We start from the raw sequence: 16,597 nt of genomic DNA on the forward strand, positions 1-16,597 counted from the left end.
CACTTTTATGCCAAAACGCACAGACATTCACTCAGTACTCGTCATTGGTTCTGGCCCGATCGTTATCGGCCAGGCGTGCGAGTTCGACTACTCAGGTACCCAGGCCTGCCGCGTGCTGCGCCAGGAGGGCGTGCGAGTCATTCTTGTGAACTCGAACCCCGCAACGATCATGACCGACCCCGATTTCGCCGACGCAACCTACGTTGAGCCGATCACAGCCGAGGTCATCGAGCAGATCATCGCGAAAGAGAAGCCCGACGCGCTCCTGCCAACGCTCGGCGGGCAGACTGCACTGAACGCCGCGATCGAGCTCGACGAGCTCGGCATTCTCGACAAGCACAACGTCGAGCTCATCGGCGCGAACATCGCTGCCATTCAGCGCGGTGAAGACCGCCAGCTCTTCAAAGACATCGTGATTGAAGCAGGCGCCGATGTGGCAAAGTCATACATCGCCACGACGGTTGAGCAGGCGAAGGAACAGGCGAAAGACCTCGGTTACCCGCTCGTCGTGCGCCCCTCATTCACCATGGGCGGCCTCGGCTCAGGATTCGCATACACCGAAGAAGAGCTCGTGCGCATCGTCACCGACGGTATTCATTCGAGCCCCACGGGCGAGGTGCTGCTCGAAGAGTCGATCCTCGGGTGGAAAGAATATGAGCTTGAGCTCATGCAAGACCCCACCGGCGCCTCGGTGATCGTGTGCTCGATCGAAAACGTTGACCCCGTCGGCGTGCACACGGGTGACGCCATCACGATCGCCCCGGCGATCACGCTGACCGACCCCGAGTACCAGAACATGTGCCGCATCGGTGAAGAGATCATTCGCCGCGTCGGTGTGAACACCGGCGGCTGCAACATTCAGTTTGCCATCAATCCCACAGACGGCCGAGTCATCGTCATCGAGATGAACCCCCGTGTTTCGCGCTCGTCGGCCCTCGCCTCGAAGGCGACCGGTTACCCGATCGCAAAGATCGCGGCCAAGCTTGCACTCGGTTACACACTTGCAGAGCTCACAAACGATATGACGGGCATTCAAGACGTTGCCGCCGACCCCACGATCGACTACGTCGCCGTGAAGGTTCCGCGCTTTGCCTTCGAGAAGTTCCCTGCAGCCGACGACACGCTCACGACGACCATGAAGTCGGTAGGCGAAGCCATGGCCATTGGCCGTAACTTCGCGACTGGCCTGCAGAAGGCGCTGCGCTCGCTTGAGAAGAAGGGTTCATCGTTCCACTGGGGCGAAGACGAGCGTTCAGTAGACGAGCTGCTCACGACCATGGTGCGCCCGACCGACGGCCGCCTCGTTGATATTCAGCAGGCGCTGCGCAAGGGCGCGACGATCGAGCAGGTCTTCGAAGCAACGAAGATTGACCCCTGGTTCCTCGACCAGATCGTGCTCATCAACGAGATCGCCCACGAAGTCCGTGAGGCGGCAGAACTCACGAGTGAGTTGCTGAAGCACGCCAAGAACCACGGCTTCTCAGATGCTCAAATTGGTGAGCTGCGCGGTATGCGCGAGTCAGAGGTGCGCGGCTGGCGCCATGCCCACGGCCTGCGCCCCGTGTTCAAGAAGGTTGACACCTGCTCGGCCGAGCACGAGGGGCTTCAGCAGTACCTCTACTCGTCGTACGACCAGGAGACCGAGGCGATTGCGACCGATCGCAAGAAGGTCATCATCCTGGGCGCTGGCCCCAACCGTATCGGTCAGGGCATCGAGTTCGACTACTCGTGCGTGCACGCCTCATTCTCTCTCTCGGAGGCCGGCTACGAGACGATTATGATCAACTGCAACCCCGAAACGGTCTCGACCGACTACGACACCTCAGATCGTCTGTACTTCGAGCCGCTCACGCTCGAAGATGTGCTCGAGGTCATTCACGCAGAGCAGGATTCGGGTGAGCTTGTCGGCGTCATCGTGCAGCTCGGCGGCCAGACGGCACTCGGCCTCGCGCAGCTGCTCAAAGACAACGGGGTGCCGATTCTCGGCACAACCCCCGAGGCAATCGACCTCGCCGAAGAGCGTGGTGCATTCTCGCAGATTCTTGACCGGGCAGGCCTGCACGCGCCGCGCAACGGCACGGCCATCGACGAGGCTGGCGCGATCCGCGTCGCCGAAGAGATCGGGTACCCCGTGCTCGTGCGCCCGTCGTTCGTGCTCGGCGGCCGCGGTATGGAGATCGTGTACGACACCGACTCGCTGCGCGACTACTTCGTGCGCATCGAGGGATCGGCGCTCGTTGGCCCCGGAAACCCGCTGCTCGTCGATCGTTTTCTCGATGATGCAATCGAGATTGACATCGACGCGCTCTACGACGGCGAGCAGCTCTACGTTGGCGGCGTCATGGAGCACATCGAAGAGGCTGGCGTGCACTCGGGTGACTCAAGCTGTACCCTGCCTCCCATCACGCTCGGCTTCGAGCAGATCGGCGAGATTCGCGAGGCAACCCGTGCGATCGCAGAGGGCGTTGGCGTACGTGGGCTTTTGAACGTACAGTTTGCCATCGGCCAGGGCGTGCTCTACGTGCTTGAGGCAAACCCCCGCGCATCGCGTACCGTGCCGTTCGTTTCGAAGGCACTCGGGATTCCGCTCGCAAAGGCCGCGGCACGCGTCATGGCAGGCGAGAAGATTCAAGACCTCATCGACGCCGGTGTGCTTGATGAGCGTGACGGCTCACGCGCTCCCATCGATTCACCCATCGCGGTGAAAGAGGCGGTTCTGCCGTTCAAGCGATTCCGCACGACCGAGGGCCTCGTAGTCGACTCGCTGCTCGGCCCCGAGATGCGTTCGACGGGCGAGGTCATGGGCATGGATCGCGACTTCCCGACGGCGTTTGCCAAGAGCCAATCGGCCGCCGGTAGTGAGCTGCCAAAGCCCGGCGACACCGTGTTTATCTCGGTCTCAGACCGCGACAAGCGTGGCATCGTGCTCCCAGCCCTGCGCCTCAAAGAGCTTGGCTACCGTCTCATCGCGACGAAGGGCACGCAGGTCGTGCTCGGACGCAACGGTATTGAGGCAGAGGTCGTGAAGAAGCACTCAGAGATCAACGGGGGAGAGAGCGTGGTTGACCTCATCGATCGCGGCGAGGTCGGCATGATTATCAACACCCCGAGTGGCGGCACGACGCGTGCCGACGGTTACCGCATTCGTGCGGCGGCCATCGCTGCTGGCATGCCCATCTTCACGACCGTCTCTGAGCTCGACGCGGCAGTTGCTGCGATCTCACGAGTCTCTGAAGGTGTGACGGTGAAACCGCTTCAGGAGTACGAGGCCGACCGCCTCGCGCGAAAGACGAAGTAATGACAGACACCTTTGGTGGGCGGCTCGCAGCACAGTTTGCTGCGGGCCGCCGCTTATGCGTCGGCATTGATCCGCACGCAAGTACGCTCGCTGCATGGCAGCTCGACGATACCGCCGCAAACGCTGAGCGCCTGGGGCGCGAGGTTGTTGCGGCGGCAGCTGGCGAGGTCGCCTGCATCAAGCCCCAAATCGCGTTTTTTGAGCGCTTCGGATCGGCCGGCTACGTCGCCCTCGAGCGCGTCTTTGCCGATGCGCGCGAGGCGGGGCTCCTCGTGATCGCCGATGTGAAGCGCGGCGATATCGGTTCAACGTTTGCGGCTTACGCCGACGCGTGGCTGAAGCCAGGAAGCCCGCTCGAAGCCGACGCGATGACGGTGCACGCATACCAAGGCCTCGGTACGCTCGCCGGTGCCAGCGAGTACACGAGTGAACACGGCAAGGGGCTCTTCGTACTCTCGGCGACCTCGAACCCGGAGGCCAAGGCCGTGCAGCTTGCCCACGTCGAGACTGGCGAGACACTTGCGCAATACGTGCTCTCTGGTGCGCGCGACATGAACGCCGCTCAGGGTGGCGAGGTCGGCTCGGTCGGTGTCGTGCTGGGTGCGACCGTCAACCTCGATGACTTTGCGATCGACCGTGCTACGACGCACGATGGGCCTGTTGTGCCCGTGCTCGCACCCGGCTTTGGCTTTCAGGGGGCAAGCGTCGGCGAGGTGCGCGAACTCTTCGCCTCGCTCGCTGCAGGCGTGCTCGTGAGCGAATCGCGCAGCATCGTCAACGGTGGGGCCGATCAGGTCGGCAGCAGTATCGCGCTGAGTAACGAACGCATCATGGAGGCATACGCGTGAAACACCCGGTTCCAGACACCGATAGGGTCGCTGCAAGTCGCGCGGCAGTGGAGGCTCGCAGGGCAAGGGCCGAGCTCAAGCAACGGGTGCGTGACGGTGAACTGTCGCCGGTCACGGTGCTCGAGCTCTCGAAAAGGCCAGACACGCCAGCGGCAACATTACGGATAACCGACTTTTTATTACTGATGCCCGCCATCGGTGCGGTCAAGATGCCCGGTATCCTGGAGACACTGGATATTTCTGAGCGGAAGCGCCTCGGCGGGCTCGGAATTCGACAACGAACACGACTGGAGGCCTTTGTGCGGCAGCGACTCGGCTTAGAAGAAGCGACGACAGTGCCACCCCTGACTGTTCTTGCGGGCCCCACCGCGGTGGGCAAGGGCACCGTTGCTGCATACATTCGCGAGCACTTCCCAGAGGTGAGCCTCTCAGTCTCGGCCACTACCCGTGCCCCGCGCCCAGGCGAGATCGACGGGGTGCACTACTTTTTCGTGACCGACGAAGAGTTTGACCGCATGCTCGCCGAGTCAGAGTTTCTTGAGTGGGCGACCGTGCATAACGCCTACCGCTATGGCACCCCCCGCACGCCTGTGCTCGAGGCCGCTGCGCAGGGACAACTCGTGTTGCTCGAAATTGATCTGCAGGGTGCGCGCCAGGTCAGCGTCGCCATGCCTGATGCGAGACTCGTGTTTCTCGCACCACCGACATGGGATGAGCTCGTACGCCGCCTCATTGGCCGCGGCACTGAATCGGCTGAAGAGCAGGAGCGCAGGTTGACGACGGCGAAAGGCGAGCTCGCCGCTGCAGAAGAGTTCGACGAGACCATCGTGAACGACGAGGTAGCCCTCGCTGCCGAACGTCTCGTGGCGATTATGCGCGGCGAGAAGTCGGAGGCCTAAGCGATGCTGCCAGCTGGTGACGCGGTGCAAATTGTCGTGCTTGGGAACGAGATCATGCTCGACGCGCATGCGTTTTGGGGCATACCGCTCGCGCTGCTCGGCGCGGCGTTTCTCTCGTTCGGTGCGCAGTACCAGTCGCGCGGCCTCAACAAGGTCGAACGCATCACCGGCAGTAGCGCCTCGCAGGGCATCTCAGCGAAGCACACGCTCAACCTCTTAAAGCGACCCTCGTGGCTCGTTGGCACGATTCTGCTCGGCCTCGCGACCGTGCTGCAAATCGGCTCGCTGAGCTTCTCACCGCTGATTCTCGTGCAGCCGATTGGTGTTGTGGCCCTCGTGATCACCGCCTTTCTCAACATGCACTATTCGAAGGTCAGGCTCGGAGCGAAAGCCTTCACAGCCGTCGCGATGTGCGTCGTCGGCGTTGGTATCTTCGTAACCGTTGCCGCGTTTAACGCGGTTGACGCGAAGGTTTCAGACACGAAGCTTCGCATCATTCTCATCATCTTCGCAGTCGTTTTCGTGCTCGCCCTCGTGCTCTTCGCACTCATGCGGCACCGCGCGATCGCCCTCGCATACATTATTGGAGCCGGCGTGCTGTACGGCTTCGTGGCGACGCTCGCGAAGACGGTCATCAGCAGACTGCAGCAGCAAGAATTCGACGCCTACCTGTGGCTCAGCCTCGCCGCTCTTATTCTCGGGGCCGTACTCGGCATGTTCTTTGTGCAGAACGCCTACTCATCGGGCCCGCCAGACCTCGTTGTTGCGGGGCTCACCGTCGTCGATCCGCTCATTGCAGTGCTCATTGGCATCGTCGTTCTTGGCGAGGCAGAGCACGCGAGTGCTGCGGCGGTCATCATCTTCGCGCTCTCAGGGCTCGTCGCGATTCTCGGAGTATTCGGCCTCGCGCGTTACCACCCGCAAGCCGGTATGAAGCAGATGATGCAGACGAGCACAGGCAATATCAAGATTCCTGAGGGAACCTTCGAGGAGCTTCCTCCCACCGACGATTCGGGGCACCGAGGCCGGCGGCCGTGAAGCACGCCATTCTTGCGATCTTGACCGAGGGACCTGCCTACGGGCTGCAGTTGCGGGGCGAGCTGACCCGCAGGCTTCCGCGCGAGCGCCCCATCAACGTCGGCCAGGTATACTCAACCCTCGACCGGCTCGTGCGTGACGGCTTTGCCGAGCAGCGGGCCCAGACCGATGATGGGCTGCCGCTCTACGCGGTGACCGATGCCGGGCGTGCGCTCGCAGATTCATGGCTCACCGAGCCCATTGCCGACGAGCAACATCCCTGGGAGACGATGCTTGCGCAGGTCGCGATGGCCGTGAGTTTGCCCGGCCGAGACGCCGATGTCTTGCTGAACGCCTATGAAACACTTTGGCAAGCGCGCCTCGACAGTGTTCACGACGAAAGCCCAGGCCAGCTCGCTCAGCGGCACCTTGCCCTCGCAGCGCTCTCCTGGCTCGCCGAGCTGCGTGAAGTGGCCCCACAGCCCTTCGCCGTTTCTCACGAGCGCCCACCCCGGGGCAGGCCGAGGCAGTAGCGCCAGCCCGCCTTTCCCTGCAAACGCACACGGGTGAGCACCGCGGGGCAATTAAACTATTGCAGGTCGGAGCGACCGACACCCAACGAAAGGAACTCATGGGTATTTTCGAGGCGATCATACTCGGGCTCGTGCAGGGACTCACTGAGTTTCTCCCGGTCTCATCGAGCGCTCACCTGCGCGTCACGAGCGAACTGCTCGGCATCGGCGACGCCGGCGCAGCCTTTACCGCAATCACTCAGCTGGGCACCGAGCTCGCCGTGATCGTCTTCTTCTGGAAAGACATCGTGCGCATTATCGGCAACTGGTTCCGCTCTCTCACAGGCAAAATCGCGCGCAACGACCCTGACGCCCTCATGGGCTGGTGGATCATCGTCGGCACCATTCCCATCGTCGTGCTTGGCCTCGCCTTTGAAGACCAGATCGAGACGACCCTTCGCTCACTGTGGTTCGTTGCCTTCACCCTCATCTTCTTCGGGCTTCTGCTCGGTGTCGCCGACTGGGCGGGGAAGAAAACCCGCCCCCTCGAAAAGCTGACCTGGAAGCACGGCCTCATTTACGGCTTCGCCCAGGCGCTCGCCCTTATTCCCGGAGTCTCACGCTCAGGCGGCACGATTACCGCCGGCCTCTTCATGGGCTACAAGCGCGAGGCAGCGGCCCGCTACTCGTTCCTGCTCGCGATCCCGGCCGTGTTCGGCTCAGGTTTCTACCAGCTCTACAAAGCGATCAAGGCGCCCGGCTCGACGCCCATGGGCATGACTGCTCTGGCAACCGTCATCGCATTCGTGGTCGCGCTCTTCGTCATTGGCTTCTTCATGAACTACATCTCGAAGCGCAGCTTCACCCCGTTCGTGATCTACCGCGTCGTGATTGGCCTCGTTATCATCGCGCTGCTCATGACCGGGGTGCTGACTCCGAACGGCGGCGCGAACGTGGCGCTCGGCGGCGGCGCGACCGAGGTGCTTGGCGCGCTGGCGCCTGTCGCGGCGTAACGCCAACCGGCTACTGCCTCGGAGCGCGGGGCTTGGCCGTCGCGGGGCGGGGCGGCGCGGGGCGTCACGGGGCCCGGCCACCCGCTGCAGTGCTGCTGCTCGCCTTCCAGCGGTTTACTTGACGAAAAGCAGGGTGTATTTCGAGAAAGACCTTGCTTTTCGTCAAGTAGACGCGAAAAAGGCGTGCAACGAAGGCGGCCGCACCCGCAGGCAGGCCTCACGAAGTCCAAAGCGCCACGAGTACTGATGTGTTGCACGAGTACCGTTGTGTTGCACGAGTACCGTTGTGTTGCACGAGTACAGATGTGTTGGTGGGGCATGCGGGGCTTGAACCCGCGACCGACGGATTATGAGTCCGGTGCTCTAACCAGCTGAGCTAATGCCCCGTGAGTGGGTGGTCTTTGTTCGCGACGCTTTATTCTACCCTGACGCTGGGCGGCCTGATGACCGGATGCGCGTTAGGGAAGAGAATGATCGCTTCTTCGTGACAGTGCGGCGACATCCTAGGGAAGGAGTGCCGCCGCACTGGCGCAGAAGTTAGTCGACCGAGCGGATCACGACAACGGCGTTGTGTCCACCGAATCCGAACGAGTTCGAGATCGCGACCTGAGGCCCGTCGCCGAGAGACTGCGCCTCTGACGAGACCGAGAGTGGAATCTCGGGATCCTGATCGACGAGGTTGATCGTCGGGGGAGCGAGGCGGTTCTGCACCGCGAGTGTGGTAAAGACGGCCTCGAGCGCTCCCGTGCCTCCGAGGAGGTGGCCGGTAGCAGCCTTCGTCGCCGAAACAGCGATCTCGTCGACGCGATCGCCGAACACGAGCTTGAGCGCCGCGTACTCGGCAGGGTCGCCGACCGGGGTAGAGGTTGCGTGAGCGTTGATGTGGGTGACATCGGCCGCAGTAACGCCGGCCTGCTCGAGCGCCATCTCAACGGCGCGGCTTGCTCCACGGCCCTCTGGGTCGTTTGCCGTGATGTGGTACGAGTCGGCGGTCACGCCGCCGCCTGCGAGCTCAGCGTAAATCTTCGCGCCGCGGGCGAGTGCATGCTCTTCGGTCTCGAGCACGAGCGCAGCAGCGCCCTCGCCCATGACGAAGCCGTCGCGGTCAGTGTTGTACGGGCGCGATGCGGTCTCGGGCGAATCGTTGCGCGTCGAGAGTGCCTGCATCGAGGCGAAGGAGGCGATGGTGACCGGGTGAATGGCTGCTTCCGATCCGCCGGCAATGACGACGTCGGCGAGACCAGCCTGCAGGTGATCGTAAGCATTTGCGAGCGACTCGGTGCTTGAGGCGCAGGCCGAGGCCACGGTGCGAGCATATGCGCGGGCCTCGAAGTGCATTGAAACGGCGGCCGATGGTGCGTTGGGCATGAGCATGGGCACCGTGAGGGGCATGACGCGGCGGGGACCCTTTTCGCGCAGGGTGTCCCACGCGTTGAGGAGCGACCACACGCCACCAATACCGGTGGCCCAGTCAACGCCGAGGCGCTCTGAGGCGACCTCTGGGGTGCCTGCGTCGGCGAACGCTTCTTTTGCTGCGATCAGTGCGAACTGGCTTGAGGGGTCGAGGCGTTTCCAGACGGGTCGCTCGAGCACCTCTTCAGGGTTCACCTTTGCTTTGCCAGCGAACGTGACGGGAATGTCGTATTGCTCGATCCAGTCAAATTCGAGGCTGTGAATGCCCGACTCTCCAGCGAGTAGGGCGTCCCAAGATTCCTGCGCGGTGCCACCGATGGGTGACGATGCGCCAATGCCGGTAATGACGATTTTCTTAGTCAATGGTGTTCTCCCGAGGGGTGATGATTTCGCATCATTGATCGTAAAGATAAGGGGGAGGGGCGAGGAGGTTCTCCTCAGCCCCTCTCAGGTGGCGTGGGTTACGCCTGAGCTGCAACGATGAAGTTGACCGCGTCGCCCACGGTAACGAGGTTCTTGACTTCCTCGTTCGGGATCTTGACGTCGAACTGCTCTTCAGCGTTCACGACGATGGTCATCATCGAGATCGAGTCGATGTCGAGGTCATCGGTGAATGACTTCTCAAGGGTGACAACGTCGGCCGCGATGCCGGTCTCGTCTGCAACGAGCTCTGCAAGACCTGCAAGTACCTCTTCTTGAGTAGCTGCCATGGTTTTTCTCCTTATGTGTTTTGGTTGGAAGTATTAGGGCAGGGTGACGATCTGCGCGCCGTAGACCAGACCGGCCCCAAAGCCGATCTGCAGCGCGAGGCCGCCTGAAAGTTCTGGCTGTTCTTCGAGAAGCTGGTGCATCGCGAGCGGAATCGAGGCGGCAGAGGTATTGCCCTGCATCTCGATATCGCGCGCAACGGCAACGGTTTCGGGAAGTTTCAGCTGTTTAGCGAACTCGTCAATGATACGCATATTTGCCTGGTGGGGGATAAACGCGGCGAGGTCAGAAACCTCAATTCCCGAGGCAGCGATCGTCTTTTTCGCGACCTTCGCCATCTCCCAGACAGCCCAGCGGAAGACAGTCTGCCCGTCTTGCCGGAGCGTCGGCCAGGCGACCTCGCCCGGGTTTGCGCGGTAATCGCTGAAGGTCGTGGTCATGTGGATCGTGTCCCAGTGGCCGCCGTCAGAACCCCAGATAGTGGGGCCGATGCCTGGCGTGTCGCTCGCGCCAACGATAACGGCGCCAGCGCCATCACCGAGCAAGAATGAGATCGAGCGGTCGGTTGGGTCAACAAGGTCAGACAGCTTCTCTGAGCCGATGACAAGAACGTTCTTGCACACGCCAGAGCGTACGAGCGCGTCAGCCTGGCCGACGCCGTAGACGTAGCCGGCACACGCGGCAGAGATATCGAATGCTGCTGCTGGGGTGAGCCCGAGTCGGTGCGCAGCGAGAGCAGCCATCGACGGAGTGACCGCCACGTTCGAAATCGTCGAGATGATCACACCATCTATTTCTGAGCGGTCGAGACCGGAACGCACGATCGCTTCTTCGCCTGCCTCAACCGAAAGGTCCACTGCGAGAACATCTTCACTCGCGCGACGGCGCTGGATGATGCCGGTACGCTGGCGGATCCACTCGTCAGAAGAGTCGATCGCCTCGACGAGATCATCGTTGGGCACGTCGATGTTGCCGCGTGCGGCACCCACCGAAAGGATGCGGGTGTGCGCGGGGCCAGTAATTTGTGTGAGCACTGCCATGATTGTTCCTACTCGTTCGCTGACGTAATGAGTTCGACGGCGGCGTCGAGATCTGCCGGGGTTTTGATCGCGACACTGGGTACGCCACGCATGCCGCGCTTCGCGATGCCCGAGAGTGCACCGCCCGGAAGAAGTTCGATGAAGCCAGTGATGCCTGCTTCGGTGAATGATTGCATGCATGAATCCCATCGCACAGGGTTTGACACCTGGGTGATGAGCAGGTCACGAAACTCTGTGCCCTTGGTAATGCGCGAACCATCGGCATTGGTCCAGAGCACACGGGCAGGGTCGTTCACCGTGACGAGTGATGCGGCCTCCTGCAGCGTGGGAATGGCTGAGGCCATGTAGTCGGTGTGGAAGGCTCCTGCGACCTGCAGCTGAATGACGCGTGCCCCGCGTGGAGGCTCGGCAACGAGTTTCGCGATGGCCTCTTCAGCGCCTGCAGCGACGATCTGGCCACCACCGTTGCGGTTGGCAGGGGTGAGGCCGAACGACTCGATGGCTTCGAGTACCTGATCTTCGACGCCTCCGACCACTGCGGCCATTGAGGTAGCTGCCTCGGTTGCGGCCTGGGCCATCGCGGCGCCGCGTGTTGCCACGAGCGAGAGAGCATCGTGTTCTGAGAAGACACCCGCGATCGCCGCAGCGCCAAACTCGCCGACCGAGTGGCCAGCCACGGCGGCTGCCGAGAGGTCGGTGCGGCGCGCGAGCGCGCGCCAGGCGAGCAAACTCGCAGCAACGATGAGGGGTTGAGCGATTGCGGTGTCACGAATCGTCTCGGCGTCGCTGATAGTGCCGTGCTCTATGAGGTCGACACCAATGTTTTGCGACACCTCTTCGAGAAAGGCACGGTCAGCGGGGTCGCTGAGCCATTCGGTCAGAAAGCCGGGGGTTTGAGAGCCCTGGCCTGGGCAAGCTATAACAATCACGCTTCTAGTCTTCCAGATTGAGTGGGTTCAGAGTGCATATAAACTATCGAGATTCGCCGAAAACGTTGTAGGTTGTCACGCTTTTGGGCGACGCAACGGCCGTTTTGCGGGTACAGGAGCGATCGATCCGATGATGAGGGCCGACTGCAAGATGAGTGCCTCGCGGGCACCGGTTGCGTTCCACCCAATGACCTCAGAGACCTTTTTCAGGCGATACCGAACGGTGTTCGGGTGCACGAAAAGCTCACGTGCCGTTGCTTCCAGTGAACGGCCATTGTCGAGGTAGCACCAGAGCGTTTCGAGCAGCTCGGGTGAGTGGCTCTTCAGCGGTTGGTAGATTTGCTCGATAAGAGTCGCCCTGGCGAGTGAGTCGCCCGCGAGTGCCCGCTCTGGCAAGAGATCGTCGGCTGCTACGGGGCGGGGGGCCGCTCTCCATGCTCTCGCGACCGCAACACCAGCGAGGGCCGCGTGAGCCGACTTTGATGCCTCGACGAGATTCGGAACCGTCGGGCCAACAACGATCGGGCCATCGACAAAAAACTCCGAGAGTCGTTCGGCGATCTCGTGGAATGACGGTGTGTTCTCGTCTGCTGGGTGCTCGCCGTCTTGCGAGCCAGCCTCGGCGCGACCGATCACGAGCACGAGACGCTTGCCCTGCAACCCAATGAGTACATCGGCTCCACGGTGACGCGTGGTGCGACGAATCTGATCGATGTCGACGTTGCGGTCGGCGGTGCCCACGATAACCGCGGCCTCACCGTGGCCGTGCCACCCAAGGGCCGCAATGCGGCTCGGAAGCTCTTCGTCGGCCTCTCCGGTCAGAATGGCATCGACGACGAGAGCCTCGAGGCGCGCGTCCCACAGGCCTCGTGCTTCGGCAGCCCTCGCGTACACGTCAGCCGAAGCGAAGGCGACGTCACGCGAGTAGTGCATGACGGCCTCACGCAGCTGCTCACTCTTTGGAGCAACCCTCGCCTCGACGACGGTCACCACCACGCGAATGAGCTGCAGCGTCTCTTGCAGGCTGATCGAACGGAGCAGCTCGCGGGGCGCGGCGTCAAAGACGTCGGCTGCAACCCACGGAGTGCTCGTCGGGTCTTCGTACCACGCGATGAACGAGCTGATGCCCGACTGCGCGACGAGCCCGATCGAAGAGCGCCGGCTTGGCGGCATTGCGCCGTACCAGGGCAGGGTCTCTTCGAGCGTTGCGATCGTTTGGGTAGCGAGCTCGCCTGAAATCTTTCGAAGCCAGGCGAGCTCCTGTTGTTTAGATTGTTGCATTGAATGCTCTCGCTTACGCGTCGCCGCCCGCACCGCCGGTTGAACCGGCGTTGACGTCATCGAGGCGGTAGCGCTCGGCTGCTTGTACTGGAATCGATGAGTCAATCTTGCCCTGAAGCGCCAGCTGCTGCAGCACCTTCACGACGACCGACTCGCGGTCGATCTTGAAGTCGCGGCGTGCAGCTGCACGGGTGTCTGAGTAGCCGAAACCATCGGCGCCGAGAACCGTGTAGGTTGCGGGCACATATGGGCGAATCTGCTCGGGAATCTGCGTTGCCCAGTCGCTGACCGCGACAACGGGGCCGGTGACACCCTGCAGCTTCGACGTCAGGTAGGGAACCCGCGGCGTTGCCTCGAAGTTCGCAAAGTTCTGCTTCTCGGCGGCGAGGCCATCACGCTGCAGCTCACCCCAGCTGGTGACGCTCCAGACGCTCGCGTCGACGCCCCACTCTGACTTGAGTACCTCTGCGGCCTCGATGGCCCATGGCACGGCAACACCCGAGGCAAGAATCTCGGCGTTCAGATCGCTCTTGGCAGCCTCGTGCACACGGTGAATACCGCGCACGATGCCCTCGACATCAACGTTTTCGGGCTCGGCAGGCTGAACGTATGGCTCGTTGTACACGGTGAGGTAGTACATGACGTTCGGATCTTCATGCTGACCGCCGTACATGCGCTCGAGACCCGAACGGAAGATGTGGCCGATCTCGTAGCCGTAAGCCGCGTCATACGAGATAACGGCCGGGTTCGTGGCCGCGAGCAGCAGCGAGTGACCGTCGGCGTGCTGCAGGCCCTCGCCGGTGAGCGTGGTGCGGCCTGCGGTGGCGCCGATGATGAAGCCCCGGGCCATCTGGTCGCCAGCTGCCCAGAACGCATCGCCCGTGCGCTGGAACCCAAACATCGAGTAGAAGATGTAGACGGGAACGAGCAGCTCGCCCTGCGTTGAATACGAGGTGCCGACCGCCGTGAACGCGGCCGCTGCGCCTGCCTCGTTGATGCCGACGTGCAGCAGCACACCCTGCGGGCTCTCTTTATAGGCCAACAACAGCTCGCGGTCGACCGAGAGGTAGTTCTGGCCGTGAGGGTTGTAAATCTTCGAGGTCGGGAAGTACGAATCCATACCGAAAGTGCGGGCCTCATCGGGAATGATCGGCACGATGCGTGAACCGAATTCCTTGTCGCGCATGACGTCGCGCAGCATGCGCACAAACGCCATGGTGGTCGCAGCTTCCTGCGTGCCCGATCCCTTGGCCGCGACCGAGTACACCTTGTTGTCTGGCAGTGCCAGCTCGGTGTGTTTCGTGCGGCGCTCGGGTACGTAACCACCGAGGCGCGAGCGCTGATCCTTCATATAGCGGATCGTCGGGTGGTCGGGACCCGGGTTGTAGTACGGCGGCAGATCTGGGTTCGCCTCGAGCTGCTCGTCGGTGATCGGGATGCGCATGGTGTCGCGGAAGCGCTTGAGGTCTTCAAGTCGCATCGTCTTCATCTGGTGGGTCGCGTTGCGGCCCTCGAAGTATGAGCCGAGCCCGTAGCCCTTAATGGTCTTCGCAAGAATAACGGTCGGGCGACCTTTGTGCTCGGTGGCAGCCTTGTAGGCAGCGTAGACCTTGCGGTAGTCGTGACCGCCGCGGCGCAGGCCCCAGACTTCGTCGTCGGTGTAGTCCTTGACCATCTCGAGCGTGCGTTCGTCTCGGCCAAAGAAGTGCTCTCGTACGAATGCGCCGTTCTCGGCCTTGTACGTCTGGTAATCGCCGTCGGGCGTCGTGTTCATGAGGTTGAGCAGAGCGCCCTCGTCGTCTTTGTCGAGCAGGGCATCCCACTCGCGACCCCAAACAACCTTGATGACGTTCCAGCCGGCACCACGGAAGAAGCTTTCGAGCTCCTGAATGATCTTGCCGTTGCCGCGAACGGGACCGTCGAGGCGCTGCAGGTTGCAGTTGATAACGAAGGTGAGGTTGTCGAGCCCCTCGTTAGCCGCTACCTGAAGCTGTCCACGGCTCTCGACCTCGTCAAGCTCGCCGTCGCCGAGGAACGCCCAGACGTGCTGGTCTGAGGCATCTTTGATACCGCGGTTTGTGAGGTACTTGTTGACCTGGGCCTGGTAGATCGCGTTGATAGGGCCGAGGCCCATCGAAACGGTGGGGAACTGCCAGAAGTCGGGCTGGCTGCGTGGGTGCGGGTAGCTCGGAATAGCGTGGGGAGCCTGTGACTTCTCCTGGCGGAAGCCGTTCAGCTGCTCTTCTGTGAGGCGACCCTCAAGGAATGCGCGTGCGTAGATGCCGGGTGAGGCGTGACCCTGCACGAAGATCTGGTCGCCGCCACCCGGGTGGTCTTGCCCGCGGAAGAAGTGGTTGAAGCCGACCTCGTACAACGAGGCAGCTGATGCGTACGTTGAGATGTGGCCGCCAACGCCCACGCCGGGGCGCTGTGCGCGGTGAACCGTGACGGCAGCATTCCAACGGAGCCACCTGCGGTACTCGCGCTCAAGCTCTTCGTCGCCCGGGAATTCGGGCTCGTTCTGCGAGGCAATCGTATTGACGTAGTCAGTCGTGGGCACCTGTGGAACGCTGAGGTGCAGTTCGCGTGAGCGCTGCAAAAGACTCGTCATGATTTCCCGGCCGCGGCCGGGGCCAGAAGTATCGACGACACCGTCGAGGGACTCTACCCACTCGGCCGTTTCCTGAGGGTCTTGATCATCGAGGTCGGGTGCGTACGGATCTTGACTGTTCACTGCCACTGGGGTACTCCTTTGAGTTTCAAAAGAATGAAGTTGGCGCTGTTTTGTCAACAACGCACAATCGTTTCACGCAGATATGCGTTCAGTCTCCACATTACTACCAAATTGGCGAAGAATGCCAAGGGGCGTCACTCGTCGCTTTGAAGGGGTTAAAAAGGGGCAACTGCGGCGTGTCGCGATGTTCGGTAGACCCTCGCGCACTGTCGGTGGTGCCACGTAGACTGAAGGTGCGAATGACGCGTAGAAAAGATTTGAGAAGGAGTACCGATGGTTCTTGAAGCTGGCACACTTGCCCCCGACTTCACCCTTGTTGACCACCTCGGCGAAGAGGTGACCCTGTCAGAAACGCTCGAAGAGCAGCCTGTTGTGCTCGTGTTTTTCCCACTCGCGTTCTCGGGCATTTGCACCGGAGAGCTCTGCGAGCTGCGTGACAACCTCGCAATGTTTGACGACCAGAAGGTGCGCCTCTTCGGTGTCTCGGTTGACTCGAAGTTCACGCTTGCTGCTTGGGCTAAAGAAGAGGGCTACGAGTTCTCGCTGCTCTCAGACTTCTGGCCGCACGGTGGCGTCGCGAAAGACTACGGTGTCTTTGCCGAAGACGGTGGCATCGCAACCCGCGCCACGGTCGTGATCGGCCAGGATCGCAAGATCGTGGCTTCGTTCGAGACTTCGCCGTCAGAGCCACGCAACTTCGCCGATTACGAGGCGGCTCTCGCGAAACTCTAGGGTGTGCGACACGCGGTTGGCACCCCGTTTTGCGGTGGGGTGCCAACTGTGTATATGCTTACAGAGTTGCAAATGCGCATCCGGGCGATTAGCTCAGTTGGTTAGAGCATCTCGTTTACACCGAGAGGGTCGGGGGTTCGAGTCCCTCATCGCCCACCGAATCACCGAACGGG

Annotated in this window: 13 protein-coding genes and 2 tRNA genes; 8 read left to right on the top strand and 7 right to left on the bottom strand. The window is 61.9% G+C overall.

Going from position 1 to position 16,597, the window contains the following annotated elements:
* The first annotated feature begins 7 nt into the window (after positions 1-7).
* From carB to KTJ78_RS01835, 6 genes are all read left to right on the top strand, one after another.
* Complete coding sequence (gene carB, locus KTJ78_RS01810) at positions 8-3,298, top strand: carbamoyl-phosphate synthase large subunit (protein ID WP_217132083.1); 3,291 nt, start codon at positions 8-10, stop codon at positions 3,296-3,298.
* Positions 3,298-4,146, top strand: a complete 849-nt coding sequence (gene pyrF / locus KTJ78_RS01815; protein WP_217132085.1) for an orotidine-5'-phosphate decarboxylase — start codon at positions 3,298-3,300, stop codon at positions 4,144-4,146. The genes carB and pyrF overlap by 1 nt, the downstream gene beginning before the upstream one ends.
* Complete coding sequence (gene gmk / locus KTJ78_RS01820; protein WP_217132086.1) at positions 4,143-5,045, top strand: guanylate kinase; 903 nt, start codon at positions 4,143-4,145, stop codon at positions 5,043-5,045. The genes pyrF and gmk overlap by 4 nt, the downstream gene beginning before the upstream one ends.
* A gap of 3 nt (positions 5,046-5,048) precedes the next feature.
* Positions 5,049-6,083, top strand: a complete 1,035-nt coding sequence (locus KTJ78_RS01825; protein ID WP_217132088.1) for a DMT family transporter — start codon at positions 5,049-5,051, stop codon at positions 6,081-6,083.
* Positions 6,080-6,595, top strand: a complete 516-nt coding sequence (locus KTJ78_RS01830) for a PadR family transcriptional regulator (protein WP_217132089.1) — start codon at positions 6,080-6,082, stop codon at positions 6,593-6,595. Before KTJ78_RS01825 ends, KTJ78_RS01830 begins: the two co-directional genes overlap by 4 nt.
* Positions 6,596-6,693: 98 nt before the next feature.
* Positions 6,694-7,587, top strand: coding sequence for an undecaprenyl-diphosphate phosphatase (locus tag KTJ78_RS01835; RefSeq protein WP_217132091.1), 894 nt, complete (start codon positions 6,694-6,696; stop codon positions 7,585-7,587).
* A 309-nt stretch (positions 7,588-7,896) separates the two neighbouring features.
* Here the strand turns inward: KTJ78_RS01835 and KTJ78_RS01840 are convergent.
* The 7 genes from KTJ78_RS01840 to aceE form a co-directional block, all read right to left on the bottom strand.
* A tRNA-Ile gene (locus KTJ78_RS01840) sits at positions 7,897-7,973 on the bottom strand.
* A 151-nt stretch (positions 7,974-8,124) separates the two neighbouring features.
* A complete protein-coding gene (locus KTJ78_RS01845) occupies positions 8,125-9,363 on the bottom strand; it encodes a beta-ketoacyl-[acyl-carrier-protein] synthase family protein (protein WP_217132093.1) in 1,239 nt (412 codons plus the stop codon).
* 98 nt (positions 9,364-9,461) lie between these two features.
* Positions 9,462-9,710: an acyl carrier protein gene (locus tag KTJ78_RS01850; protein WP_217132095.1), complete on the bottom strand. Its 249-nt coding sequence runs from the start codon at positions 9,708-9,710 to the stop codon at positions 9,462-9,464.
* A gap of 33 nt (positions 9,711-9,743) precedes the next feature.
* Complete coding sequence (locus tag KTJ78_RS01855; RefSeq protein ID WP_217132097.1) at positions 9,744-10,748, bottom strand: beta-ketoacyl-ACP synthase III; 1,005 nt, start codon at positions 10,746-10,748, stop codon at positions 9,744-9,746.
* 8 nt (positions 10,749-10,756) lie between these two features.
* A complete protein-coding gene (locus KTJ78_RS01860; protein WP_217132099.1) occupies positions 10,757-11,677 on the bottom strand; it encodes an ACP S-malonyltransferase in 921 nt (306 codons plus the stop codon).
* Between the two features lie 75 nt (positions 11,678-11,752).
* A complete protein-coding gene (locus tag KTJ78_RS01865) occupies positions 11,753-12,958 on the bottom strand; it encodes a PucR family transcriptional regulator (RefSeq protein WP_217132100.1) in 1,206 nt (401 codons plus the stop codon).
* A 13-nt stretch (positions 12,959-12,971) separates the two neighbouring features.
* Positions 12,972-15,698, bottom strand: coding sequence for a pyruvate dehydrogenase (acetyl-transferring), homodimeric type (gene aceE / locus KTJ78_RS01870; RefSeq protein WP_217132102.1), 2,727 nt, complete (start codon positions 15,696-15,698; stop codon positions 12,972-12,974).
* 267 nt (positions 15,699-15,965) lie between these two features.
* On the opposite strand from aceE, the gene KTJ78_RS01875 reads away from it, so the two are divergent.
* Positions 15,966-16,424, top strand: coding sequence for a peroxiredoxin (locus KTJ78_RS01875; RefSeq protein WP_217132105.1), 459 nt, complete (start codon positions 15,966-15,968; stop codon positions 16,422-16,424).
* An 82-nt stretch (positions 16,425-16,506) separates the two neighbouring features.
* Positions 16,507-16,580: transfer RNA gene (locus tag KTJ78_RS01880), tRNA-Val, on the top strand.
* Positions 16,581-16,597 lie beyond the last annotated feature (17 nt).

This window comes from Leucobacter chinensis (assembly GCF_019049105.1).
Taxonomy (GTDB): domain Bacteria; phylum Actinomycetota; class Actinomycetes; order Actinomycetales; family Microbacteriaceae; genus Leucobacter_A; species Leucobacter_A chinensis.